General features: G+C 43.7%; 26 protein-coding genes and 1 riboswitch. Of the genes, 14 read left to right on the top strand and 12 right to left on the bottom strand.

Annotated elements, in window-relative coordinates; translation table 11 throughout:
- Positions 1-47: 47 nt before the first annotated feature.
- The gene (locus CW735_RS03075; RefSeq protein WP_071978641.1) at positions 48-1,808 is read left to right on the top strand and encodes an acyl-CoA dehydrogenase family protein; all 1,761 of its coding nucleotides are present in this window, start codon (positions 48-50) and stop codon (positions 1,806-1,808) included.
- Between the two features lie 98 nt (positions 1,809-1,906).
- On the opposite strand, the gene CW735_RS03070 is transcribed toward CW735_RS03075, so the two are convergent.
- Together CW735_RS03070 and CW735_RS03065 are read right to left on the bottom strand one after the other, a co-directional pair.
- On the bottom strand, positions 1,907-2,380 hold the full coding sequence (locus CW735_RS03070; RefSeq protein WP_071981129.1) for a DUF3016 domain-containing protein: 474 nt from the start codon (positions 2,378-2,380) through the stop codon (positions 1,907-1,909).
- A gap of 126 nt (positions 2,381-2,506) precedes the next feature.
- Entirely contained in the window at positions 2,507-2,872 is a 366-nt protein-coding gene (locus CW735_RS03065; RefSeq protein WP_071978640.1) for a hypothetical protein, read from the bottom strand.
- Between the two features lie 676 nt (positions 2,873-3,548).
- Here CW735_RS03065 and ccoG point away from each other — a divergent pair.
- The 5 genes from ccoG (at position 3,549) to CW735_RS03040 (ending at position 9,986) form a co-directional block, all read left to right on the top strand.
- The gene (gene ccoG / locus CW735_RS03060; RefSeq protein ID WP_071978639.1) at positions 3,549-4,979 is read left to right on the top strand and encodes a cytochrome c oxidase accessory protein CcoG; all 1,431 of its coding nucleotides are present in this window, start codon (positions 3,549-3,551) and stop codon (positions 4,977-4,979) included.
- The gene (locus CW735_RS03055) at positions 4,976-5,962 is read left to right on the top strand and encodes a serine/threonine protein kinase (protein ID WP_071978638.1); all 987 of its coding nucleotides are present in this window, start codon (positions 4,976-4,978) and stop codon (positions 5,960-5,962) included. Before ccoG ends, CW735_RS03055 begins: the two co-directional genes overlap by 4 nt.
- Positions 5,963-6,064: 102 nt before the next feature.
- Positions 6,065-6,381: riboswitch (cobalamin riboswitch) on the top strand.
- Positions 6,382-6,456: 75 nt separating this feature from the next.
- Complete coding sequence (locus tag CW735_RS03050; protein WP_100970901.1) at positions 6,457-8,397, top strand: TonB-dependent receptor plug domain-containing protein; 1,941 nt, start codon at positions 6,457-6,459, stop codon at positions 8,395-8,397.
- Positions 8,398-8,622: 225 nt separating this feature from the next.
- Positions 8,623-9,255, top strand: coding sequence for a thiol:disulfide interchange protein DsbA/DsbL (locus CW735_RS03045; protein ID WP_071978636.1), 633 nt, complete (start codon positions 8,623-8,625; stop codon positions 9,253-9,255).
- 128 nt (positions 9,256-9,383) lie between these two features.
- Positions 9,384-9,986 (top strand): HD domain-containing protein, encoded by a 603-nt coding sequence (locus tag CW735_RS03040; RefSeq protein ID WP_071978635.1) that lies wholly within the window; start codon positions 9,384-9,386, stop codon positions 9,984-9,986.
- Positions 9,987-10,020: 34 nt separating this feature from the next.
- Here CW735_RS03040 and CW735_RS03035 read toward each other — a convergent pair whose 3' ends face one another.
- Positions 10,021-11,013, bottom strand: coding sequence for a glycosyl transferase family protein (locus CW735_RS03035; protein WP_071978634.1), 993 nt, complete (start codon positions 11,011-11,013; stop codon positions 10,021-10,023).
- A 203-nt stretch (positions 11,014-11,216) separates the two neighbouring features.
- On the opposite strand from CW735_RS03035, the gene CW735_RS03030 reads away from it, so the two are divergent.
- Entirely contained in the window at positions 11,217-11,456 is a 240-nt protein-coding gene (locus tag CW735_RS03030; RefSeq protein ID WP_071978633.1) for a hypothetical protein, read from the top strand.
- A gap of 64 nt (positions 11,457-11,520) precedes the next feature.
- Here CW735_RS03030 and CW735_RS03025 read toward each other — a convergent pair whose 3' ends face one another.
- The gene (locus CW735_RS03025) at positions 11,521-11,892 is read right to left on the bottom strand and encodes a VOC family protein (RefSeq protein WP_071978632.1); all 372 of its coding nucleotides are present in this window, start codon (positions 11,890-11,892) and stop codon (positions 11,521-11,523) included.
- A gap of 218 nt (positions 11,893-12,110) precedes the next feature.
- Positions 12,111-13,676, bottom strand: a complete 1,566-nt coding sequence (locus CW735_RS03020) for a SulP family inorganic anion transporter (RefSeq protein WP_071978631.1) — start codon at positions 13,674-13,676, stop codon at positions 12,111-12,113.
- A gap of 328 nt (positions 13,677-14,004) precedes the next feature.
- On the opposite strand from CW735_RS03020, the gene CW735_RS03015 reads away from it, so the two are divergent.
- Positions 14,005-14,292 carry a hypothetical protein gene (locus CW735_RS03015; protein WP_071978630.1) on the top strand — a complete coding sequence of 96 codons (288 nt, stop codon included), beginning with the start codon at positions 14,005-14,007 and terminating at the stop codon, positions 14,290-14,292.
- Here the strand turns inward: CW735_RS03015 and CW735_RS03010 are convergent.
- The 4 genes from CW735_RS03010 to CW735_RS02995 all read right to left on the bottom strand — a co-directional run bounded on the left by CW735_RS03010 (position 14,289) and on the right by CW735_RS02995 (position 16,810).
- Positions 14,289-14,915, bottom strand: coding sequence for a nucleotidyltransferase family protein (locus CW735_RS03010; protein WP_198033591.1), 627 nt, complete (start codon positions 14,913-14,915; stop codon positions 14,289-14,291). The two genes, CW735_RS03015 and CW735_RS03010, sit on opposite strands and share 4 nt — an antisense overlap.
- Before the next feature lie 54 nt (positions 14,916-14,969).
- Positions 14,970-15,668, bottom strand: coding sequence for a phosphatase PAP2 family protein (locus tag CW735_RS03005; protein WP_071978629.1), 699 nt, complete (start codon positions 15,666-15,668; stop codon positions 14,970-14,972).
- Between the two features lie 125 nt (positions 15,669-15,793).
- Positions 15,794-16,114, bottom strand: coding sequence for a BolA family protein (locus CW735_RS03000; protein ID WP_071978628.1), 321 nt, complete (start codon positions 16,112-16,114; stop codon positions 15,794-15,796).
- Positions 16,115-16,138: 24 nt separating this feature from the next.
- Positions 16,139-16,810: an alpha-ketoglutarate-dependent dioxygenase AlkB family protein gene (locus CW735_RS02995; protein ID WP_071978627.1), complete on the bottom strand. Its 672-nt coding sequence runs from the start codon at positions 16,808-16,810 to the stop codon at positions 16,139-16,141.
- A gap of 214 nt (positions 16,811-17,024) precedes the next feature.
- Between CW735_RS02995 and CW735_RS02990 the strand changes: the two genes are divergently transcribed.
- Positions 17,025-18,224 carry a methyltransferase gene (locus CW735_RS02990; protein ID WP_071978626.1) on the top strand — a complete coding sequence of 400 codons (1,200 nt, stop codon included), beginning with the start codon at positions 17,025-17,027 and terminating at the stop codon, positions 18,222-18,224.
- 20 nt (positions 18,225-18,244) lie between these two features.
- Positions 18,245-18,865 (top strand): peptidylprolyl isomerase, encoded by a 621-nt coding sequence (locus CW735_RS02985; protein ID WP_071978625.1) that lies wholly within the window; start codon positions 18,245-18,247, stop codon positions 18,863-18,865.
- A gap of 157 nt (positions 18,866-19,022) precedes the next feature.
- Here CW735_RS02985 and CW735_RS19485 read toward each other — a convergent pair whose 3' ends face one another.
- Entirely contained in the window at positions 19,023-19,160 is a 138-nt protein-coding gene (locus tag CW735_RS19485) for a hypothetical protein (protein ID WP_156844025.1), read from the bottom strand.
- Between the two features lie 92 nt (positions 19,161-19,252).
- On the opposite strand from CW735_RS19485, the gene CW735_RS02980 reads away from it, so the two are divergent.
- From CW735_RS02980 to CW735_RS02965, 4 genes are all read left to right on the top strand, one after another.
- Positions 19,253-20,209 carry an IS1595 family transposase gene (locus CW735_RS02980; protein ID WP_157812624.1) on the top strand — a complete coding sequence of 319 codons (957 nt, stop codon included), beginning with the start codon at positions 19,253-19,255 and terminating at the stop codon, positions 20,207-20,209.
- A gap of 186 nt (positions 20,210-20,395) precedes the next feature.
- On the top strand, positions 20,396-21,094 hold the full coding sequence (locus tag CW735_RS02975) for a rhomboid family intramembrane serine protease (protein ID WP_100970899.1): 699 nt from the start codon (positions 20,396-20,398) through the stop codon (positions 21,092-21,094).
- Positions 21,091-21,549 carry an acyl-CoA thioesterase gene (locus tag CW735_RS02970; protein WP_100970898.1) on the top strand — a complete coding sequence of 153 codons (459 nt, stop codon included), beginning with the start codon at positions 21,091-21,093 and terminating at the stop codon, positions 21,547-21,549. Before CW735_RS02975 ends, CW735_RS02970 begins: the two co-directional genes overlap by 4 nt.
- A gap of 249 nt (positions 21,550-21,798) precedes the next feature.
- Positions 21,799-23,349: a hypothetical protein gene (locus CW735_RS02965; protein ID WP_071978622.1), complete on the top strand. Its 1,551-nt coding sequence runs from the start codon at positions 21,799-21,801 to the stop codon at positions 23,347-23,349.
- A gap of 13 nt (positions 23,350-23,362) precedes the next feature.
- Here CW735_RS02965 and CW735_RS02960 read toward each other — a convergent pair whose 3' ends face one another.
- Together CW735_RS02960 and CW735_RS02955 are read right to left on the bottom strand one after the other, a co-directional pair.
- Positions 23,363-23,866, bottom strand: a complete 504-nt coding sequence (locus CW735_RS02960; RefSeq protein ID WP_071978621.1) for a GNAT family N-acetyltransferase — start codon at positions 23,864-23,866, stop codon at positions 23,363-23,365.
- 137 nt (positions 23,867-24,003) lie between these two features.
- Complete coding sequence (locus CW735_RS02955; RefSeq protein WP_100970897.1) at positions 24,004-24,684, bottom strand: gamma-glutamylcyclotransferase; 681 nt, start codon at positions 24,682-24,684, stop codon at positions 24,004-24,006.
- Positions 24,685-24,830 lie beyond the last annotated feature (146 nt).

Genomic DNA, 24,830 nt, shown 5'->3' with positions numbered 1-24,830 from the left:
GGCTATAATAGCGAGATTAAAACACTTGTTTGAAAAAGGAGTCATCCATGCCTCTACACCACGCCCCTACCGCTGATTTTCAGTTTCTTTTAAAAGAATGGCTTGGACTTGATGCTCATTACCAAAAGCTAGGTATTAGCGATTTCGATAGTGACTTGGCGAATGAAATTATTTCCCAAGGCGCCAAATTTGCCTTGGACGTTATTGCTCCGCTTAACCGCGAAGGCGACGAAGAAGGCTGTAAACTTGAAAATGGCAAGGTCACTACCCCTAAAGGCTTTGCAGACGCTTACCAAGAGTATGTTGCGAATGGCTGGAACGCCATGCTTGGCTCTGCAGAATACGACGGTCAAGATTTACCTTACACAATGGCAGTGCCGGTGCATGAAATGCTAAACGCGGCCAACTTGAGCTGGCGCTTAACAACCATGCTTACCGAAAGTGCCACGCTGGCAGTAACAAAGCATGCGAGCAAAGAGTTAAAAGATAAGTATTTAGCCAAGCTAATTAGCGGTGAGTGGACAGGCACAATGAACCTCACCGAGCCTCACGCGGGAACCGACTTAAGCTTGTTAAGCACAAAGGCGCTTCCGCAAGAAGACGGTAGCTTTAAAATTACAGGTAATAAGATCTTTATTACCGGCGGCGACCACGACTGGAGCTCTAATGTCATTCACTTAGTACTGGCTCGCTTACCTGATGCACCAAAAGGTGTTAAAGGAATAAGCTTGTTTCTAGTACCTAAATTTTTGCCCGATGCCAGCAATGAGCCGGGCGAAGCGAATAGTCTTTCAGTGGGTAGCATTGAACACAAGATGGGGATTAAGGCTAGCCCAACATGTGTAATGAATTTTGACGGCGCCACCGGCTGGTTAGTTGGCGAGGAAAACAAAGGCTTGACATGTATGTTCACTATGATGAACGACGCACGATTCCAAGTTGGCCTGCAAGGGTTGGGGGCAGCTGAAGCATCGTACCAAGGTGCACTAACATATGCCCGCGAGCGCGTGCAGTCTCGTGCACCTCAAGGTATTCAAAACCCAGACGGCAAAGCCGACCCAATCGTGTTTCAGCCAGATGTGGCTCGAATGCTGTTAACACAGAAATCGCTTATTGAGGGCTGTCGTGCCCTGTCGCTTTTCTACGCTAAGTTTATGGACATTGAAAAGCACACCGACGGCGAAGAACAGAAAAACGCAGAGAATGTGCTTCAATACCTAACGCCTATCTGTAAAGCTTTCATGACTGATATGGGCCTTGAAACTACAAACCTTGGTGTTCAAATCTTTGGTGGCCATGGGTTTATACGCGAGTGGGGCATGGAGCAGCTTGTGCGCGATGTTCGTATTGCTATGCTTTATGAAGGAACAAACGGCATTCAAGCGCTCGACCTTATTGGACGTAAACTTACTCGCGACGGCGGACAAATGCTAGAGTCTACCTACAACGCGTTTAACGCACTCGTAGCAGACATCGAAAACGCAGAAGACAAAGGCCTAGCTCAAGGACTATTGGATGACTGGCGCGCCTCTTCTGCTGACTGTTTGGGCATGGATGCGACTACAGCTGCATCAGCGGCCTGTGACTTCCTTAACTACAGCGCTTACTCTCTACTTGGTGTGTTGTGGTACAGCATGGCAGATAAAGCCCAGCGCGGAGAGAATGCAGTACTTGCGGCATCAAAGGTAAAAACACGGGATTTTTATATGGAGCGTATTTTACCTCGTCGTGATGCTCACAAAGTAGCCTATACAGCAGGACCAGAAAGTACGTTAGCCGTCAGCGGTGATGAGTTCGATTATCTATAATCGCTGAACTAACTGTGCTTTAAATCAGTTTTTTGCACCAATAAAAAAGGCCGCGTTGTTTAGCTAAAGCAACGCGGCCTCTTTGTTTATGCTTTCTTTTACTTTTCTTTTTCTACAAACGTGTCGTCAAACCAGTCATCAAGCATGGCTTTTTCATAAAACAGATTTTCATTTCTATTATTGCGAGTATTGGTGTCCATGAACCCCATGTCTTTAAGGCTAAATTCCTCTTCGCTTTTAATTACTTCACCATCGCTATCGGTAAGTGAATAGCTAAACGTCATGCGTGGAATATCAACACGCTGTATCACGCGCACGTCTTGCCCCATGTTATTACCAAAGCCAACAAACTGACTGGGCCATACCTGCCCTGCCAAATCGATATTCGTCACTACCATTGTCAAAGTTTGTGATTCAGGTAACGTCGCAGCTAACTCCACGAGATGCGATTCCAATTCCTCAAGAGTGCGCTCGCGAAAACGAACACGAGACTCGTTTGATGGCCTAACGTCGGTATAAGACTTTGGTTCTTCCCATGTTATTTTTAATTCAGCCGCGTGAGCAGGCGTCATGGTGGTAAAAACTAAGGCGCTGCTGAACAGTGCTGAATAGATAAGGGTTGCTGAAATAGGTAACTTATTCACGTTTACTCTCCTCGTTAAGGTCTTCTCGCAAACGTTTTTCGGCCTGTTGTCGCTTTACTGTGGCTTTCTCATCAGAGAAGACTGCATGATGGTATGGCACAGCTGAGCACGTTTAGTTCCCGAAAAGTTGGGGTTTATGTCGTCTTTTTCACAGTATGTTGCGTAAAAACGTTTAACACTGTCTGTGGATACGGTTATTTGTTCGACATAGTTTTGTTGGTAAGGTTTTAATGGCTTTAGCTGCTGCAGTATATCGTTGCGCAAACCGCTCAACGCGCGCTGCTCTGGCAAAGTAGACATAGAAATAAACCAGTCGGAAACAGAATGCTGAATATCTTCAAATAAATACTGCACGAAAGGCGATCGTAAGATTAATACGAGCACAATAATTTCAGCAGTAATAATGAAAAAACGTAACATAATGTCTTACATAGCCTTTCTAAAATAACCGTAATTGAATAGCTAATATAATCGCCAGCCTGTTTAATCATTCCTTTAACGTGCGCTTATACATAGCAAAACATCTAGCTATATATAGGATTTGCGGCAAGCGTGGTTCATTGTATTCCGCTTTGATGTATGTAATTACATAGCTAAGTCTTGTTGAAATTTACGGCTAAAAAGCCACTAAAAGTTCAACTATTCGGTGATATTACACCATGTTCTCTACATTTAAGAACACTAATAGTAATACATCAGTATGGAAAACAACCATATGTATATGAAATTTATCTTAGCTTGCCCAGCAAGCATGCTCAGATGGCTGCTGATCATACTGCACCGCAATTCTCATTAAATAAGCCTCACTCATTAAACAAACTTATTAAGAAAACTTATTAAGAAAACTTTAATGCTATGCCCCACACAGCATATAGCTGTTTGGTATTTTACTAACTACGCTTTAGGGCGTGTTGACCCTATTTTTGACTTATTTTAACGAAGGCATATTTTTCAATGAACATTTCTGAACTTTCAGTATTGACTGAAAGTTCAAAAGGACCGATCATAATGAGTATTCTTGATCTACATTAATTATGACATTCTTCTTGCTGTTATACTGCTTATGTCACTTAAAGATGTTAGCTAAGGTTATTTTATGAATGAACAGATACCGGTTAAAAACGTAACACCGGTAAAGGTCCACAAGCCAAAAGGTGAAGGTCAGGGGAAGCGTCACGATTCCCGCAGTCGTATTTATGTGCGTGCTGTGAAAGGCCCTTTAGAATCGTTTCGTCGCTTTTTTGGGCTTATCTTTCTTGGCCTGTTTGCCATTATCCCTTGGCTTCAATACAACGGTCAACAAGCTGTCTTGCTCGATATTGGCGAACAGCGGTTTACCATATTCTCGTTAACTCTGTGGCCGCAAGACCTGACTCTGTTGGCCTATATTTTTATTGTGTCAGCCTTTGCTCTCTTCTTTGTTACTACCTTTGCTGGGCGGGTATGGTGCGGTTTTATGTGCCCGCAAACTACTTGGGTGTATATCTACACTTGGTTTGAAGAAAAATTTGAAGGCCCGCGCAACAAACGCATGAAGCTTGATGAAAGGCCGATGGATGCCGATAAGTTTATGCGTAAAACTGCTAAACACACTGCATGGGTTGTTGTTGCACTGTTAACCGCACTGACTTTTGTGGGATACTTTACGCCTATCGGCGCACTCTTTATCGACTTCTTCACTTTCAATGTAGGATTCTGGGCTGGCTTTTCAGTTATCTTTTTTGCTGTTTGTACCTACGGTAATGCGGGCTATATGCGAGAAATCATGTGTACCCATATTTGTCCGTATGCGCGCTTTCAGTCAGCGATGTTCGATAAAGATACCTTTACCGTATCTTACGATGCCACCCGAGGTGAAAAACGAGGCCCTCGCCCACGCAAACTCAGTCATGAAGACGTTAAACAGAAAGGGCTTGGCGACTGCATAGACTGCAACTTATGTGTACAAGTTTGTCCTACCGGTATCGATATTCGCAATGGTTTACAATACGAGTGCATTAACTGCGGTGCTTGCGTTGATGCATGTAACGGCGTTATGGAAAAGATGAATTACCCCAAAGGCTTAATTAGCTTTACCTCAGAACATGAGCTATCTGGTGGTAAAACGAATATTATTCGACCTAAGCTGGTGGGTTACTTTGTTGTACTCGTCATCATGATCGGACTTCTATTTGCCAATATCTACACCCGTAGTCCTGTTGAAGTTGATATTATTCGCGACAGAAACTCTCTATACCGCGAAACCAATGAAGGGCTTATTGAAAACGTATATACCATTAAGGTGTTGAACAAAACTCAACAGCGTCAAAGCTATACGGTTGAAATAAAAGGGCTACCCGATTATCAATATATTGGTAAACAAGAGTTTGAGGTAGAGGGTAGCGCGGTTTACTCAACACCGATATCGGTTGCAACAGACGCCTATAATCTGGAAGATACTGTCACTGACATATTCATCAGTGTTACTGTTACCGTAAATGGTGAGACGGTAACCGTTGATGAGCCAACTAAGTTTCTTTATCGATGACAGATTTCTCCTTCTCGGGCTTAAGCCCAGATACGATATTAGATGCCCTGGAAACCCAGGGCATTTTTCTTCAAAGCGGACTACTCGCGCTTAACAGTTATGAAAACAGGGTTTATCAGTTTATTGCTGAAGACGGCAAGCGCTACGTTGTGAAGTTTTACAGGCCAGGTCGCTGGACTGACGAACAAATTCAAGAAGAGCACAGTTTTGCTAAAGAGCTGGCTGACAATGAAATTCCCATTGTCGCCCCCATGGCACTAAATGAGAACACATTGCATCATCATAAAGTTGTTGATACCGACTACCGCTTTGCCCTTTTTCCCTCAGTGGGAGGCCGACAGTTTGAAAATGACAATTTAGATCAGCTGGAATGGATGGGGCGCTTTATCGGCCGAATACATCTAACAGCGCAGGCCACGCCATTCACTTCACGCCCCGCTATTGATGTAGAGAGCTATTTATTAGAGCCGCAAAAAATTCTTGAGCAGAGCGAGTTATTGCCAGAGGGTTTAAAAACCGCTTTTTTCGCTATTCTTAACCCTGTTATTGAAGCTACACAAAAAGCGTATAAAAACGTTTCTTCGCCTATACGTCTTCATGGTGATTGCCACCCGGGCAATATTTTATGGCGAGATGGACCTACTTTTGTCGATTTAGATGACTGCAGAATGGGGCCTGCCATCCAAGATTTGTGGATGATGCTAAGCGGCGACAGACAACAGCAGCTATTGCAACTTGACACATTAGTTGAAGCTTATGAAGAATTTCAGCCCTTCAATAAAGCAGAACTCTCGCTTATAGAGCCATTAAGAGCCATGCGAATGGTTCATTACATGGCATGGCTATCTCGCCGTTGGTCAGATCCGGCCTTTCCCCGCGCCTTTCCATGGTTTGCTGAAGATAAATATTGGGAAGGGCAAATATTAGCCTTGAAAGAACAAATGTCTGCACTTCAAGAGCCCCCGCTTAAGCTTGGAATGTAATCCCATAACGTGTTCACTAAAGGCTCTTTCTGCCGTTCCACGTCAGAATATAGCAGCTTGGAGTATATAAAGTCTTAAATAAAGGCTATATACTCCCCCCCGCGTAGGTGCCCATGAACCGGTGTCAGTTGGTTAACATCAACAAGATGCCAGTGATTGTGTTAAACGGGAAATCAGTGTGATGCTGATGCTGCCCCCGCAACGGTAATCTCAATACTCAACGAGTATGTCTTTTCAAACGCCACTGTCTATAACGTAAGTGCTATGCTTGCTGAGTAGATGGGAAGGCAAAAGAGTTACAGCTCCTCAGATATTTTTTTATGCTAGTGATTTTATTAGTTTGATTAAAGATATTTGATTTCAATTATGTGAGCGACTAACGAGAGAGCCCGGATACCGGCCTGTGCTTCACGGCTTAGGTAATGCTTTGCATTGCCTCTCGCTTCCGCTAAATCATGTACTCGGGTGGAGTACATAAGAGATTATTTTTGATTATGGACGTATCTTTTACACACACTGCAATTACTAAAGCTGCAGCAAGCGCAGCGCTACTTGCTTTTATTTCTTCAACACCAACATTTGCACAATCTATTGCTGACGATATAGAAACACTGACTGTCACCGGCACCCGATTACCCATAGAACTGACCAAACTTCCAGCGGCAGTATCGGTTTTAACTGAAAGCGATATTAAAGCATCGGGAGCCCTGCAACTTACCGAACTTATTCGCGGGTTACCCGGTGTAAGCTTGTCTCAATCTGGTAGCCCAGGAGGCCTCACAGAAGTTAGGGTGCGAGGTAGCGAAACCAACCACTTATTGGTGCTAATAGATGGCGTTATTGCCAATGATATTGGTCAAGGAAGCCTAATTGACCTTGCGCATTTAACTGCCGCAAATGTGACTCGAATTGAGCTTTTAAAAGGCCCGCAAAGTGCCCGCTGGGGAAGTGGTGCTATTGGCGGCGTTTTAAGCATCACTACCAAAGCCGGGCAGACGCAGCAACCTTCGAAAAACGTAAGCATGTCGGCAAGTGCGGGTACGCAAAGCACTTATAAAGGCAGTGTTAACACTGCATCGCAGCATAATGACTTTGGCCTTAACGCCTACGCCGGCTACTTGCAAACAGACGGCGACAACATTTCTCGTGTCGGCAATGAAGACGATGGTTACAACAACCTTACAGCGGGACTTAATGTTAGTTTTGAAGCCTCTAGCGAACACTTACTTAACGCGTATCTTCGCGCGGTAGATTATCAGAACGACTACGATGCTACCGACTTCCTCAGCACCGGCCTGCCGGCAGATTCAGATAATGTCACACGAGGCTTTCAAGTTAGTTCAAAGCTTAAGTGGGAGTATCAGCCCCACGATTCGGATTACAACTCAGCGCTTACTGCACAGTATCGAAAGGATAAGAATGATAATACAGCATCAGGTGACGATGTTGGGGGAACTACGGGAGAACGCGTAGAATTCAATTGGACCCATTTTTACAGACTCGATAACTGGAACGTGGCGGCGGGGGCTGAATATTTACAGCGGTTATTTTCTCAGCGCGGTCCTGTGGTATTTGGCGACCCTAATCAAGCGCAGCGAGATAAAACGTACAGTGCATTTGGGGAAGCAAGCGGGAACCTTGGTGATAATGTATTCACTTCTGTAAGTGCTCGATTCGACAACAACAGTGAGTTTGACAATGCGTCAAGCTATCGCGCCGGATTGACTTGGCAAGTCCACAATAACGTCTCTGTTTTCACCAGTTACGGAAAGGCGGTTAAAACTCCCACTTTCACAGAGCGATTCGGATTTACGCCCGCCAGCTTTATCGGCAATGCTGACCTGATGCCTGAAAAAAGTGAAGAAATCGAGGTCGGTATCAAGACACGCTGGGAAACACTCTCGACACAGGTAAGCATATATAGCACCCAGCTTGAAGATGAAATAAACGGCTTCGTTTTCGACCCGGCCGCTGGCGCATTTACCGCGGATAACATTGACGGTGAAAGCCTACGAGACGGTGTAGACGCAGAGTTTAATTGGCGCGGGGAAATGGTGAGTGTTACGGGCTCATACAGTTACCTTAATGCGCAGCAAGATGTTGATGCTGTAAATACAACTGAGCTTCGTCGCGCCCGTCATCAAGGAGCTTTAACGGTTTCCTCCGATTTTGGGCTTGATAAATTCAGTTTTTATACGAAACTGGCTTATACAGGGACGCGGTTTGATACATTCTTTCCGCCCTTCCCCGCACCTTCACAAACGCTTGCACTTTCGGCTTATACACTTACTAACGTTAATGTAAGCTACCGTATTAGTAATGAATGGCAGTTGTCATTGAAGGTGAATAACCTATTTGATACTGAATTCGAAGATATTATTGGGTATGTGGGTCAGGAACGTCGTGCTTTGGTAACCGTAAACTACACACCTTAACGAAGTACGTAGCTTAACTGTTGATATCGGCGCTTACACCACCTATTAGTAAGCGTCCTAAACTTCACTTTATGCTTGTTCATCAAGGGTTAAGTTTTAACTGATATTATTTCGTTGTATTTTTTCGCTTGCTGGTCGTTGAAACTAGGGCACGCTCTAGTTAACGCATAAAGCCTGTGATAATCTTTTGATAGTTTATATTTTTAATACAAAGGAACTTATTCCATGAAAAAGTTTGCAGTAATGTTTGTCATGGCAATGCTTTTGCCGTTAGCGGCTTGTGCTCAAGAGCCAGCCACAAAATGGAAAGAAGGTACGCATTATAAAGTCATTAATGATGAAGCCACTGATAAGCCAGTTATTACTGAATACTTCTCTTTTTGGTGTCCGCACTGCTTTCAATTTGAGCCAATTGTTGAACAAATAAAGCAAAAGAAAAGTGACGGTACTTCGTTTAACAAAGTACACGTGAACTTCATGCGTTTCACTGGCCCTGATGTTCAAGACGCGGCAACGAAAGCCATGCTTATTGGCCGAGCTATGAAACAAGAAAATGCAATGAATGGTGCTATTTTCAACTACATTCATAAGCAAAAAGCATCTATAACCAACTTGAAAGACTTGCGTAATATCTTTGTTGTAAACGGCGCCGACGGCGAAGAGTTCGACAAACTTGCAAAAAGCTTTGGTGTAAACAGCATGTTGCGTAAAAACCAGCAGCAAATCGACGAAAACCGCGAACACTTAACCGGCGTTCCAAGCTTTATTATCAATGGCAAGTATCAACCTACGTTCACATCTGACATGTCTTTTGATGATATTGCAGATTTGATTGTGTGGTTATCTGAACAGAAATAATTTTTCTTAATCGTTGTGCGGTATGTAAAACCGCGCAAGACGAAAGACAAAATGAGCGCCGTAACAGCGCTCATTTTTTTTATTGGCTTATGGTTTACTGAACCGGTTTTCACTAAATAAGAGACGTTATGACACCCGTAGATTCGTTTGCAGACTTTATCTGTGAACTTGACAAGTTGAAGGCGGTAAAACGGAAAATCACCCTACCTGCTGATAACAACCGAGAAGAAAACTCTGCCGAGCATAGCTGGCATGTGGCTCTAATGGCCTCGATGTTAAGCCAATATGCAGCAAAACCTATCGACATCCAGCGAGTGATACAAATGATCCTCATTCACGATGTGGTGGAAATAGATGCTGGCGATATGTTTGCCTTTAACACTCAGCAGGATCACGCGGCTCAGGCTGAAAAAGAAATGGCAGCGGCAAAACGGATATTTGGCCTTCTTCCCCCACCGTTTGATGAAACTATGCTGCAGCTGTGGCTAGAATTTGAAGACGCAGCTACGCCAGACGCTGAGTTTGCGAAGGCTATGGATAGGGTGCTCCCCGTGTTTCAAAATATGAATGCCAAAGGTGGCAGCTGGGCAACCCATAAGATCTCGCGTCAGCAAATAGAAAAGCGCAATGCTCACCTGAAAACCTGTGCACCTGCCCTCTGGAATTATGTCAATCAGCAACTGGACATCGCCGTCGAAAATGCGTGGCTGGTTGACTCAACTACACGTTAATTTTAAAAGACGTGTTCCAATGCATGCTGTTGCTTTAAACACTAAACGGCAGGTTGGCTTTATCACGCTCATGCCAAAGTATGTTGGCTTGCTCAATGGCATCTTTTACCTCAATGCTGCGGAGCAAAACTAAGTAGCTTGCCAATGAGCTAACAATAGCTTGCTCTCCATAATCACTGTTTGCCTTGCCATGCCACACGTCTAGCATATCGCTAACTGCCATGGTTTTGTCTTTTAGCGCCCAGCGCTTAGCGATAACGGGCAACTGATATTCTTCCGTTTTACCATTTCGAGTAACAAACAACTCTGTTTCACGCTCGCCATTGACTTCAGGGTCGCCGCCATCACCGCGAAAGCACAGGGCATCTATGTTCTCGTAATTTTCGTTCACCCTACAATGTTTGTGATCGAGGTGCATATGGTAAACCCCTTGAACACAGAATTTGGCGCCAGTGGGATTTAACAAGCGGGCCAGTGTGTTCGCGCAAGAGCGTAACCCAAACACCTCTCGCAACTTAATAATACTGTTAAGAGCAGGCAGCAGATATGATAAGTCTAAATAGGTCGCTCCCTGTGCATCGAGTTGCTGTTTTGCCTGGCTGATACTGTGTACCTCAGGCAAGCCTAGTAAGGGTAACGCTGCACTGGCATACAAACGGCCTGAACCAGGTTCATGAGCACCGTGCAGCATTACTCGCATTCCATTTTTAACAAGCACTGCAACGGCAAGTAAATACCACGGGAGCTGACGGCGTTTTCCAGCGTAACAGCCAATATCTAGCACTGGAGCCAGAGTTTTTACTTCAGGCTCGATAAGCTCTCTGCACGCATCCACAAAGCCAATGACTTCTTCAGGCGTTTCTTCCCGAGTACGCAGTAACATTAAAAAAGCGCCGCGCTGATCGCCGGTGACTTTATCTGCAAGCACCATTTTCATGGCGTGATACGCCTCTTCGCGAGTAAGGCTTCGACCGCCCCGCTGGCCTTTTCCAATAATTTTAATGTAGTCACTAAAAGGTAGCTGCATGGTGTTTTAATTGAATCTCGATAGCGTACACAGTGAAAAGAGAATATCATTTTTTGCCCTTAATAAACCAATTTTAGCCTCTGACAACAATCTGTATAACCTCCAAACACCGTTATCTGTCTGTGGACGAATTACTATAAATAGCTTTAGCAAAATATATTTCCGCCGATACAGCTATATTACCGGCATAAAGGGCGTTAGACATGAACTACAAAAGATATTTTGACGGAAAGCAGCGCTTGACCAAGCAAGCTTTGGTAAACCTAAACACATTGAGCGCTATGTTTAGAGGCCGCTCTTTTGACTTAGAAGCGGTGAATGAATACAACCGCTGGACAAACCGATTCAACCGAGCCACTACTCGAGCGGAGCAAGAGCGGGCCCTCGATGAAAGGCAGCGCTTCATGTTAAAAGTCATACATGCGCCACGACAGGCAGCATAAGCTTACCTGTGCTGTGTCTCACCAGTGCTTTAAGCGCAATTTGAGCGTTTAACGGTACGCCCACCTAACCGAAAAAGTTAAAGCAAATCTTGTTGCCGTCAAAGTCTCTTACATAAGCAGCATAAAACTTTCCTGGTACTCGTTGTCCTGGCGCGCCGTCGCATGTTGCACCAAGAGACAATGCTTTTTCATGCATTCTGTCTACTTTTTGCTTATTTCCAGGTGCGATAGAGAACATGTTGCCGTTTCCTGGTGACGGCTCTTTCTCATCCCATGGAATACACACTGCAACCATGGGCTCTTTCATCGATTTGCCGATGTATTTAATTCTATCCATATTTACCAGACGCTTAACGCCAAAATCTTCCAGCAAAGATTCATAGAATGACGCTGACTTTTCAATATCGCTCACGCCTAGCGTAATGTAATTAATCATAAAACCTTCCTTAACAAAAAAGTAATTAGTGATATGACCTACGACGGCAAAATGGATATTGTTCAGTGAGGAATATTTAATAAAAAACCGCACGCGTTTGCACGGGTGCGGTTTTGTGTTTTTCACTTAGCTCTTATATGTCTCTGATGTGTCTCTTGCGTCAACATCAGCGCCAGCGAATGCCTTTGTGCAATTAATCAAATATGTTGATAAGAACCTTAGGCTAGCTTGTCTGTCGCAACGCGATAACGAGGGTCTTCGTTCACGTTAATCTCTACAAACTTATCGGCCTTGCGCAACAAGCTTCTGCACTCGTCACTGATATGACGTATATGAAGCTTTTTACCTTGTTCAAGATACTTGTCTGCAAGAGTGTCTAGCGCGTCGATACCCGATGAATCCCAGATACGAGACTCTTTGAAATCGATAACCACATCTTCCGGGTCGTTTGCGATATCAAATAAGTCTTTAAAGTGAGTGACCGAGCCAAAGAAAAGCGGCCCCTCTAACTCGTAAACCTTCCAGTCGTCGCCATCAATATGTGTTTTCACCGCAATGTGACGGGCGTGCTTCCAAGCAAATACTAAGGCAGATACGATAACACCTACCACTACCGCAATGGCCAAGTCGGCTATCACCGTCACGCCGGTAACTAAGAAAAGCACAAATGCATCTTCTTTGTTAACACCACGTACAATGCGGAACGATGCCCATTCGAAGGTAGCAATAACTACCACAAACATAACACCTACAAGAGCTGCCAATGGAATCATTTCAATAAGCGGCGCTGCAAATAGAATAAATCCAAGAAGCACTAATGCTGCGCTTATTCCGGATAAACGACCGCGGCCGCCAGAATTAATGTTAATCATGCTTTGACCAATCATGGCGCAACCGCCCATGCCGCCAAAGAAACCGTTAACGGTGTTAGCAACGCCTTGCCCGACACACTCTTTATTGCCGCGGCCACGGGTATCGGTCATTTCGTCAATAAGCGATAGAGTAAGCAGTGATTCGATAAGACCAACCAAGCATAAAATGATAGACGTTGGCAGCACAATCATTACCGTTTCCCAAGTGAAAGGCACCATTGGAATAGCAAAGGTTGGCAACTCGCCCGCCAAGGTGGCACTGTCTTTTTGATCAGCCGGTAGTAAGTCTCTTACGAAGTCAATAACCGTACGCGCTTCTAAATCTAAACCGTGCACTAAAGCGGTGACCGTTACAATAGCCACCAAAGACGCAGGTACGGCCTTGGTAAGCTTTGGCAGCAAATAAATAATCGCCATGGTGAGGCCTACAAGACCCAACATCCAGTACAGCATTGAACCCTGCATCCACTGCAGCTCGCCAAGTGAGTTAACCACTTTAAACTGTCCAAGTTGAGCTAGGAAAATAACGATAGCAAGCCCGTTCACAAAGCCCAGCATCACCGGATAAGGCACCAAGCGTATAAACTTACCGAGCTTAAACACGCCGCAGAGTATTTGCAGCAGCCCTGCTAGGATAACGGCTGCAAAAAGGTATTGCACACCATGCTGCGCAACAAGTGCAACCATAACAACGGCCATAGCCCCGGTTGCACCTGAAATCATACCTGGTCTACCGCCAATGGCAGAGGTAATCAGCCCCATCATAAATGCAGCGTATAGACCAATCATAGGCTCTACACCGGCAACAAAGGCAAAGGCTACCGCTTCGGGGACGAGCGCTAAGGCAACGGTTATACCCGAAAGCACGTCATTTTTTACGTTGCTATCTTTACTGGTTATTAAATCGAACATGTTCTCTCAGAGTGTAAGACGTTTAAAACACAACCCCTTGTAACTGCACTTGTGTGTACACCTAAGGGCTTGCTGGAAATTTGCTGGCGATTCTATCACCATTGTAGCTTAAAATCTTTTAATAGAATGTTAACCGTACTGCTCCCTCTTTCGAGCTTTCTCTTCTAGTCAATTGCTTATACCTTAGCCAGCGTAGTGAACTATTTGCCTAACTTGCTGACAAAACATCGCGAACATGGCATCGTGTAATAGGCGCACTGATTGGCACAGACGCGTCAATAACATTTGAATTCTCAGCACTTATTTCTACAAACAACTAGGAGTTAATGTGGTTCCCTATATCCTTACTATTTTATGTGTTTTAGTCGCAGGAGCGATACATTGGGTTTCTCCAAAGGCGTACTGGAAAGCAACAATGGTTTCTACCGGTGTTATTTTGCTTTTCTCTGTAGCCGCCCTTTTTATCTTTCAAGCCTCTGGAATGTTAGTAAGTGAACAAACGGGGGAAAGCGCCGACTTCTCAGGACAGCTATTAACCATTACCGTACTTATCGCCTTTTTCGGTTTACTTATTTCACTGTTTGTAGGCTGGTTTTTGCGGGTGGTAAGAAACTAAGCCTGTGGCGCGACCACTTTAAGCTGTGGCCAAATGTCACACCACTTTTTGTCTGTTACCCGTTTATTGAAAATCTCGTACCGAGGAAGTTTAGGGTTAATACTAATCTGCCCCTTAAAGTTATGTGCAAGACCAAAAGGCGCCAAAATATCGAATTGGTTTACGGTCGATAGCGCTATTGCAACGCAGGTTTCTCTCTCTATCCAATAGGAGATGGCATCCTCACAGTCTTTATACGGGGCATGATCATGCAAAACGTGCATACGAGCTTGATTCTTAACTTGCCAATTTACACCGGGCAACAAGGCATTAAGTTGCTCTTGGAAGGCTAAATCTTGTTCGCGTTCTCTGTTTACAGAATCGCTTGGGTTCAAAGTGTGGCTTATGTTTGAAACAAAGCTTGTGTTTAAAACGTGAGCATCGAAATAAATAACATCAACATCGTTCAGGGGTGTAGAAGTTTTTTTGCCATGTAAATCATCCCATATGGCGTTTCGCAGAAATCCTGCTCCAATATACCCCTGCGGCAAAGCCAGCTGCTCAAGCGCCTGCAAGCATTCCATACGAAACGCATCGCCCTCAATAAGATGACAAACCCTTTGGTAATATTGCGAACTGCTCATATTTATCGAACTGCTCATAATTGTAATGTGCACTTCATCATTTCAATGACTCAATTACTGTTCTTTTGGCTGCACGGGTTCTATTTTACTGATGTGAAGCTTTTGCTTCCATTTAATAATATACAGGCAAATAGCAACCACGCTGCCACCCGCGAACCAGCCACCTAACACATCACTAGGCCAGTGAACGCCTAGCATGACCCTTGATAGCCCAATAGCAAAAACTAAAAATGCGGCAGCAAAATAGGTAAAGGCATTTACCTTGCGATGGGAAGAAAAGTGACACAATAAGTAGGCAAGATAAAAGTAAACTAGCGTAGATAGCGTAGCATGAGCCGAGGGAAAGCTTTGAGTGTAAACATCTACGTTGTGCTGACTCAGTGGCGGGCGTGGTCTATCTATACCTGCTTTTAAGGCAAACGCTATACACAAACCTAGTAATACAGCCAGCGCAAACGTATAGGCTTTATTTCGCTGCTTATGCATTGCTAAACCAACCACTACCACGACAGCAACAAATAACAACACCGTATTACTTCCAAGTGCAGTGATATCTCTTAGCACATCAGCGACCCATTTAGGCGCGTCAGTATTCAGCTGTAAGCTAGCGTATAACGCCTCATCCATCGACTGACTCACACCGAGATGCACGAAAAGCATCACCAACACAAAACAGGTGCCTAACAAAATAACCTGCACAGACGGTGTTTTTAGCATATCGATATAATGACCAACTTCACTGTTTTGTTTCATTGCTTACTTCCATTTATTTTGAAAAGGATGACTGCAAAAGGTCCTTTCACCGAAAAAGACTGACACCGAGAAGAACTGGCACTAATACAGCCGGTCTCACATGTGTCGGCATTTTCTTATCTAATTTAATTATCTAATTTACTGCCGCCTAAACAATTTGGAGATGATAGCGCTTCGCCACCTCGCTTTATCCATTCTTCTTGCGTGTAAGTATGCAATGCTAGAGCATGTACCGGCCCTTCCAGCGCTTCTGCAGCCAATGCATTTATTTCTCTGTGCCGAGCAATTAGACGTTTTCCTTCAAAAGTATCGCTTACTACTGTTACCTTAAAATGACTTTGTGCTCCTTCAGGAACATTGTGCATGAAGCTTTCGTCTACCACCTCTAAATAGCTTGGTGATATCGCTTCGGTGATAGTCAACTCTAAAAAGGCTTTTACCTGCATAACTGACAAACCCTGTGAAAAAAATTACATTGAATTGGAGACGATTAACCGCCTAAACGTAAGGTTAATTCTACCATCTATTGGTTTTACCGTCTTCGCGATACCGTGTAAATAATGACTCTGCGTCGCTCCTGCCATAACTAGTAAGCTACCGTGCTCTAAAACATGCGTGTGGCGTACTTTCGTTTCTCTATGTTTAAAGATGAAAGGTCTGGCTTCGCCCAAAGTAATAGACGCAATGATTGGGTTAGGCCCTAGCTCTGGCTCGTCGTCAGCGTGCAGACTCATACTGTCTTGACCATGGCGGTACCAGTTGGCAAGCACGCTATTAAAACGCGTTTTACACACATGGTTGCAGCGGTTTCGAACATCAGTGAGTGTAGATGTCCAGGGATTTGGCGGCATAGTAAGCCCAGAATAAGTATATGTGCACTCCGGATCACCATGCCAGCTTTGCAACCGTGGTATGGGAATAGTCTTGCCAAACATACGCAGAGAATCTTGCTGCCACGGCAATTCGTTCTGCAGTGCCTTAAAGAAAGCGTCTGCAGTATCTGGGTTTAAAAACGCCGGATAGTAGATTACATCGGCTTCAGGCAGAGGCAAACGCATCGCTTTTTTTGGCCTTTCAGCGTTGTCTAATTGCTCGAATAGCGAAAACTGCCTATCACCGCCTGTGGTATTGCTTGGTGGCATAAATCTATTTGACTTCCGTTTAAGGCAAGTTGGCCTTCTTATGAAGGCATAAATGCATGAGTGAATTACATTCGCGATGTCTGTATTTACGCAGATTGACGTAATCTGATCATGCTCTTTTGGTTCACGAAATGGTATTCTTTAGCCATTACTAATTCAAAAGCACGGTATACATTACTGGATCATCGCTGCTTTTGTTATCAGAGCTTTTTGAATGAATACAGAATTTATCTTTGCAGATCGCAATTTGTCGCTAATTCGTTACCCTGAGAAACACCAGCATGTCAGTTTGCAGGCATGGGATAGCGCCGATGAGTTACTTATCGATCACGTAGAATCATTGCTGAACGACAATGTTATTTCACCAGATTCAGATAATACTGGGCTAATGATTTTTAACGATGACTTTGGCGCACTTGGCTGCTGGTTTGAACATCTTAATCCAACCTGGGTATCAGACTCTTATATTTCTCGTCGCTCTTTACAAGAAAACTTAATGAGAAATGCGCTTAGTTCAGAGCAAACTAAAGACGTTAATTTTATCACCAGTGTAGATAGCTTAACCTTCTCTCCCGCCGTTTCGCCCTCTATCGTAATGATCAAAGTGCCGCGCGCGCTAGCCTTGCTTGAGCAGCAATTAATTGACTTAAAGCGCTATATTTCTGCCGACACACAAATTATTGCCGGCGGCAAAGCCAAGGCTATCACCAAATCGGTACTGGCTTTGTTTGAAACATATATTGGCCCCACCAGCACGTCGCTAGCTAAAAAGAAATCGCGCTTGGTATTTTGTCGCCCCGATTTGGATATTCCTCAGTACCCCTCCCCCTACCCCACTAGATGGGAATGTAAAGGCACTACCGGCGCTAAAATGACTTTGGACAATGAAGCCAACGTTTTTTCTCGCCAGTCGTTAGATATTGGTGCTCGAATTATGATGAAGCACATGACCGTAAGTAGTAACGATACTGTGGTTGATTTAGGCTGTGGAAACGGTGTTTTGGGCATAAACGCATTAACCTTAGCGCCAGACTGTAAGGTGATTTTTACCGACGAGTCTTACATGGCACTAGAAAGTGCCCGTCAAAATGTGCTGAATAATCATCCAGACAAAATAGACCAATGCACCTTTATTGCTACCAACTGTTTGGAAAGTCTGCTTACCGAACCCAACACACCAGCCATTACAAAGATTTTATGCAATCCGCCTTTTCATCAGCAAAATGTGATCACCGACCATATTGCATGGCAAATGTTTATTGATTCTCGAGATTTACTGGTAAGAGGCGGACACTTAGTTGTGGTCGGGAACCGTCACCTCGATTATCACATAAAACTCAAAAAACTCTTCGGCGGCGTTGATATACTTGCCAGCGACAAAAAATTCGTTATTTTTAGCACCGCAAAGCAATAATTTTACTTTAAGGATTTCTTATGCGAGAGACTGTGAAAAAAATCTTCTCCAGCCTTCTTTTAGCCTGTGTTTTTCTTGGTACTAGCCCCATTGCCACAGCTAAAAAAGACGATGGCTCACAAATACAGCCAGACAACTATTACCCGCGGGTGAAAATAGAAACTACCATGGGTGATATTGTGGTGGAGTTAGATAGAAGAAGAGCTCCCATTACCGTGAATAACTTTTTACGCTACGTAGACAAACGGGCGTATAACGACACCATCTTTCATCGCATTGTTCCTGGGTTTGTTGTGCAGGGGGGAGGATATACCACTGACTTTAACGGCAAGTCGAATTTTCCTGATATCTTCAATGAATCGGGTAATGGCCTTACTAACGATTTACATACCATCGCCATGGCTCGTCAAAATGGACCGCATACAGCGAATAGGCAGTTCTTTTTTAACGTTAATGACAATGAAAGCCTAAACCCGGGAAGAGATTGGGGCTATGCGGTTTTTGGCTTAATTGTAGAAGGTTCGGATATCGTCGATGCTATGTCTGAAGTGGAAACAGAGTACTCAATTCGCTTAAACGCCAACAACGTGCCTATTGAGCCCATTGTTATCAAAAAAGTGACCGTGCTACCGCCGCTTTAGGCGCACTTTTTTTGCATTAAACGCACTGCTCTAACCGCATTATTTTAACCGCGAATAATGCTGGTTTGCGGTAATCTTAAAAATACCTACACCACCGCCTTGGTTATGCAACTTCCCAAGGCTGGTGGCGTGTGAAGCGTTAGTTATCAAATTCCCGTCAAATTCCCGTAAAAACGGTATTCATTAGATACACGCCAATTGATAGACACACCAAGCCTAGCGTGACCATGGGTACCATCATTGTCGCAACAACTTTTGCCGTTTCTTTACTCGTATCGTTTTTCTGTTTAGTCATGTCTTAGCCCTCACGAATTAGGCTTTAATTATGGCTATGTTCTGCTAAATTGTTGCTATACTGTATATGAATACAGTTATTGAGGGTTGATCATGATCCCAGCACAATTTACAAAGCTTATAGCCGAGTTAGAACACTTAACAGATAGTCAAACCCGTTATGTTGAGAAGCTGCTGAAAGGCACTGATAGCGTCTCACAGTTGATAACAGAGCTTGAGGAGCGGATGGTTGAAAACCCTGAATGTCCGCACTGCCATAGCTCACTGATCAATCGGCACGGCAAGGTAAACAAGATGCAGCGTTATCGCTGCAAGAACTGCGGCAAAACCTTTGTAGCGACAACGGCGACACCGCTAGCTCGACTGAGGTACAAAGAGCTTTGGTTAGAATATATTCGCTGTATGCTGGACAGTAAGCCATTGCGTAAATGTGCCGAAGAATGTGGCCTCCACCTTGAAACATCGTTCAGGTGGCGGCACCGATTCTTGGCGCTACCATCAGCACTGAAAGCGAGCAAATTAGAAGGCATTATCGAGGCAGACGAAACACTTTTTCCCTACTCAGAGAAAGGCTCAAAACGGATGACTCGTCAGCCCCGTAAAAGAGGGGTGAAAGCGAAAAAACGAGGGCGTTCAAAGGATGATTGGGTGCCAGTTTTAACGGTCAGAGACCGAGCTAAGAGTACGTATGAAGCCGTTGTGCCAAGTGTTACATCGGAAGCTTTGCATCAGGAGCTAGCAGGAAAATTAGAGAAAGACAGTGTGTTGTGTAGTGATGGCTATAAGCCCTACATAGCTCTTTCTGAGAAAAATGATTTAATACACAAGCGCTTAGATGTGGCAGGAGGAATTAAGGTGATAGATAAAGTCTTTCACATTCAAAATGTTAACGCCTATCACAGCCGTCTGAAAGCGTGGATAAAACGGTTTAACGGAGTAGCCACAAAATACTTGGAACACTACCTGGGTTGGTTCAGGTTTATGGATAATCCAGAAAACCTTAACGAAAACAGGCTCTTTTCGATTCAACAACAGTTAATCCGAACATAGCCTTAATTATACGCGATCACGACCTTTCGCTTTAAGCGCTAAACCGCTGATTTTGAGACAATAATTTTTAACTTTTGTTTATGAAATGTTAAAGGTAATCGGCTAGTTTTTTCTAACAAGTGCTCATTGCTGCCATTTAGCCTACAGGAAAGTTGTTATTCTATTAATTGCCCATAAATCTGATTAATGAATACTACGTCACTCAAAAACAGCATATTAATCACCGCATTTGCCGTTGGTTTCATTTGGTGCTTTAAAGCTTTTGAACTCAACTTTAACGTCGACCTGAGTTGGCTTGGGGTTTATCCTTTAGCCCTGCATGGCTTGATTGGAGTCATAACAGCGCCTCTCATTCACGGCTCATTAGAGCACATTTTCAACAATACGCTGCCTATGTTAGTACTTGGCTCATTTCTCATCTACGGTTATCCGAAAACACGTTGGCGTGTGTTAACAACAGTGTGGTTACTATCTGGTATTGGTGTATGCTTTTTTGGGCGCGAAAGCTATCATATTGGCGCTAGCGGTTTAACTCATGGTGTGTTTTTTTATTTATTCGTGGTGAGTATATTCCGCCGAGATAAACGTTCAGTCGTGCTTATGATGGTTGCTTTTTTCATGTACGGTGGAATGACGATGAGCATATTTCCTCGCCAAGAGGAGATTTCGTTCGAATACCATTTATTCGGTGCTTTGGCTGGTGTTCTTTGTGCCTGTTTATGGCATTCGTTCGATCCAAAACCGACCGTTAAGGCATATTCTTGGGAAGTAGAACCTAAATCGGAAGACCCTGTTATAGGTGACCAGTGGCGTCTTGATGGGCAAGCTGAAGAAAATGAAGGGCGTAGACACACTGTGCCGAATGAAAAGGATAAACATGAATGACTAACGTTAAACCTAATGCATTTGAATTACTGCTAAGAGTTCGATACGCCGAATGCGACCCTCAAAACGTTGTATTTAATGCGAGATACGCTGACTACGCAGATTTAGCCGCCACTGAATTTATGCGAGCGTTAATAGGTGGGTATCAAGCATTAACAAACCAAGGCTTAGATAATCAGGTCGTCAATCTCAATATATCATGGCAAAACTCAGCAAGATTCGACGATATTTTGTGCTTATCGGTGCATGTTAGCAAGGTTGGCAATACGTCTTTTACGATGCAAATTAACATGCTGAATTGGCAAACTAAACACGCTGTCGCATCGGCTGAAATTGTCTATGTGATGGTCGATTCACTGACATTTGAAAAGAAACCCGTACCCAATGAATTTAAAGAAACGTTATTGAAAGGGGCCCCTGGAAAAACGATGAACCTAGCAGGCATTGAGCTTTAATAGCGAAAAGAACCCAGCTAGCAAATTTACGCTCTGGTATACAGCAGCGCTATGTCAGCACCGTTTAATTACGTGTTTCGTCTTTAAGCATCACCTGTTAAGCTTAACTCCATTAGTCCACATAGATAATTGCTGAGCGAGTAATTATCTATGCGAACTGACATGAAATGCTAGCTAGGGAGGGCTGTCTATTCAATGATGTCTATTCAATATGCCTCTCCAATGTATTAAATATTTTAGAGAGGTCTCATGAAAGCAGGTTACTGGATAGTTATAATTGTTGTCACATCCGCGATAGCTTTCACCATTGGGCGTGGTATCGGGAGTAGTACAGGGCAAGAAGTAACGCCAAACACAAATGAGGGCGTTAATGTAAATAGCACGTCAAACAACCAAAAGTCGTCATCTAATAAAGCGATGACAAGTTATGTCGACAACAATATCGCAGACAACTCGCCGTCAAAGTCATCCCAAAGTTCCCCTAGGTCAATGGAAGATATTGTAGTAGAGGTGGGCGAGTTGTTAGCAAAGATAGAAGAAAGCCCAAGAAAAGCAACATCAATTGTTAGACTAATTGCATTCTTAGAAAAGCTAACTATCGAAGAGCTGTTAACGTTAGCCCCGTTATTCGAAAACAGCAGTGAGTCACAACGAAGTCAGCTAATTAGTATGATTACTACGCAAATAATTGAGAAAGACCCCGGCCAAGCACTAGCATTTGCACAACGTTACAACCCCATGCCAGACTTTCCAATGTACTTACCATTGATAAAGGCACAAGTTGCTGAAAAAAGACCTGATCTCGGATTTGAATATTTAAATCAAATACTTAATCTTGCACCTGAAGACATCGATTTAAACGCTCACTCCGCTTTGCTCAATGTGCTGGCGAAAGAAGACTTAACGCTATTAATTGACACCCTCGCACAATTTAAAGAAATGGGGGCCGACCTTGAGAATAGTTTTAATTTGATGGGCTATGAGTTGGAAACAAGTGAAGAATATCTAAATCTATTTAATGAACTTAGACGCTTGGATGATATGTCGATACTGCATTCGGTAATGATTAATTGGGCAAAAACATCACCCACTGATGTGCTTGAACGCTTAAATCAAATTGAAGATAACGCAGAACGCAAAGAATTAAGTAGAACTGTTTTTTACAGTTGGATGCGTAATTCACCGGAAATCGCTGCTGATTATTTTTTAGCGGAAGCGGCAAATAAAGTGGAAATACTTAAAGATATCATGCGGGCATGGCCAGAAGACCGAGCCTCTGATGCATTAGTATGGATATCATCGCAAAGTAATATTGATGCTAATCGCTATAAAATTGACTACTTGCAAAGTTTAAGTTATCTAAAGCCAAATTTTGTACTGGCTAATTTAACTAGCATCAATTTAGACAAAGACGAAGAAGTAGCGTTCCACCGCAATTTATACAATAGTTTTAAGCGCAAAAGTAGCAAAGACGCTGCACAGTTCCTAAATACCACTCCGTTTAAAGATGAGATACTCGGTATAGCAACAGAACAAGAAAACTCTGATGAAAACAGAGTCGCTAAGATTAACCAAGTCTTTAATAAATATTTTGATTTCAAATACAAGAAAGCGTTTGCGCTGGCCTTAGGTGCCAATGGTACCTACGCATACTCTTATGTGGTGAATAAACCGTCTCAAAATGAAGCGAACCAGCTCGCACTTAGTCGATGTGAAAAGTATCGCTACAGACATAACGTTGATAATGCGTGTGAAATTTATGCTGAAGGCGATGTGAAAATGTTTAATTTGATGCCATGAGAGCGCATTTGCGTTAAAGCGACAGCCAATAGAGCGCTTGAACGGGGTATGACTTGTCGAAATACCATCCCTGTTTTTCATACCCTAATTTAGTCAGCAGTGCTTGAGAGCGAGTGTTATCTGGATGGGTCATTCCCGTGAGAAAGCTGTAACCTTGGTTCCTTGCCCACTGTATAACCAGCTCGCAAGCTTCTTGGCAAATACCTCGCCCGCGTGCCTCGGGCAGTAATGCAAACCCCAAATCTGGGCACGTAAAAGCGAAGCGATTAAACAGCCCGCATACTCCCAGTGGCAAATCAGTCTCTATATCCTCAATGGCTAATAGCCCATATCCCCACTCTTCGCGCTGCGCGTTGGTGCGGGCAATGTAGTCACAGGCATCTTCCTGGGTATTCACGCCGCGACTGCCAATAAACTTCACCCACTGGGGATCTTGTTGTAGCGCCAACACCCATTCTTGATCTTGATAACTCAAAGGCCGCAACCGTACACGCAAGCCATGAAAATTAATATTCATATTGTTGGAACGCCATTTAGCTAGCTTTCACGCTGTTCACACTTCGCTTTATCAAACTTACTGCACTCATAACTTACTACGCTCAGAACTTACTACATTAAAAAGCGTATTGGGACTATTTACTTTACGAACTACAACTACTGACTAAGCGTTGCGGCTAGCACTGCGTCTATTTTTTCATGCATATCAGCGCTAACCTTGGCAGCTCTTGGATATTTTGGCAATGCTCTGTCATTAATTCTAGGGTGATCCCACATTGAGGTGTGAACAATAAAATCTCGCGCCGCTTTTTCACCCGCGTGTTCAATGCAGCCAGCTAGACAAGTATCAATATAGGTTTGGCTTACTGGAAACGCCTCGGTAGCTGGGCTGCACTCAAGTGTTTCGCATACCCATAAATGATAGGCACTAAGCACCTCATACAATTCGTCAAGCTGGGCGCCTGTTTTTAGGTTACTTTGCGAGTGTGTAGCTAGGTCAAATGTAATTTGGTCTGCTGACACTTGGGTAAAGCGATAGTCTTTTTCTCTTTCTTGTAATGCTGGGTTTAATTGGGTGGGTATTAGTTGGGCATTGAGCTTTTTACTGCTGTTTTTTATCGCACCCACATAGGTTTGCTGCTCTTGAATACTTCTAGTTACCCACGCGCGCTCAAAACCGCTTACCATTACTGGAATACCCAAAGTATTTATCTGTGAATAACGCTCTCTGCTATCTCGGCTTAGTAAACTTCCGTATCCAAGCACAATGTGTGACTCATCAAGTTTATTCAAATATTCAACAATGTCACTGACTGACGGCGCATTCGGGTAATTCAAGCTATCTCCTATAAAACAAAGCTTGGACCATAGAAGTAGTTTACAATTTCACAGCGGTATTTACTGCGCCAAATTGATTAAAACCCATTAATAAGCCAGTAGCGGTTAGAAGTTCAGCAGTGAAAAGCATTACTTTCAAGAGCATT

This window comes from Alteromonas sp. MB-3u-76 (genome assembly GCF_002831605.1).
Lineage (GTDB): Bacteria > Pseudomonadota > Gammaproteobacteria > Enterobacterales > Alteromonadaceae > Alteromonas > Alteromonas hispanica.
Note: the sequence above shows the minus strand (reverse complement) of the source record. Positions and strands in the feature narration are given on the sequence as shown.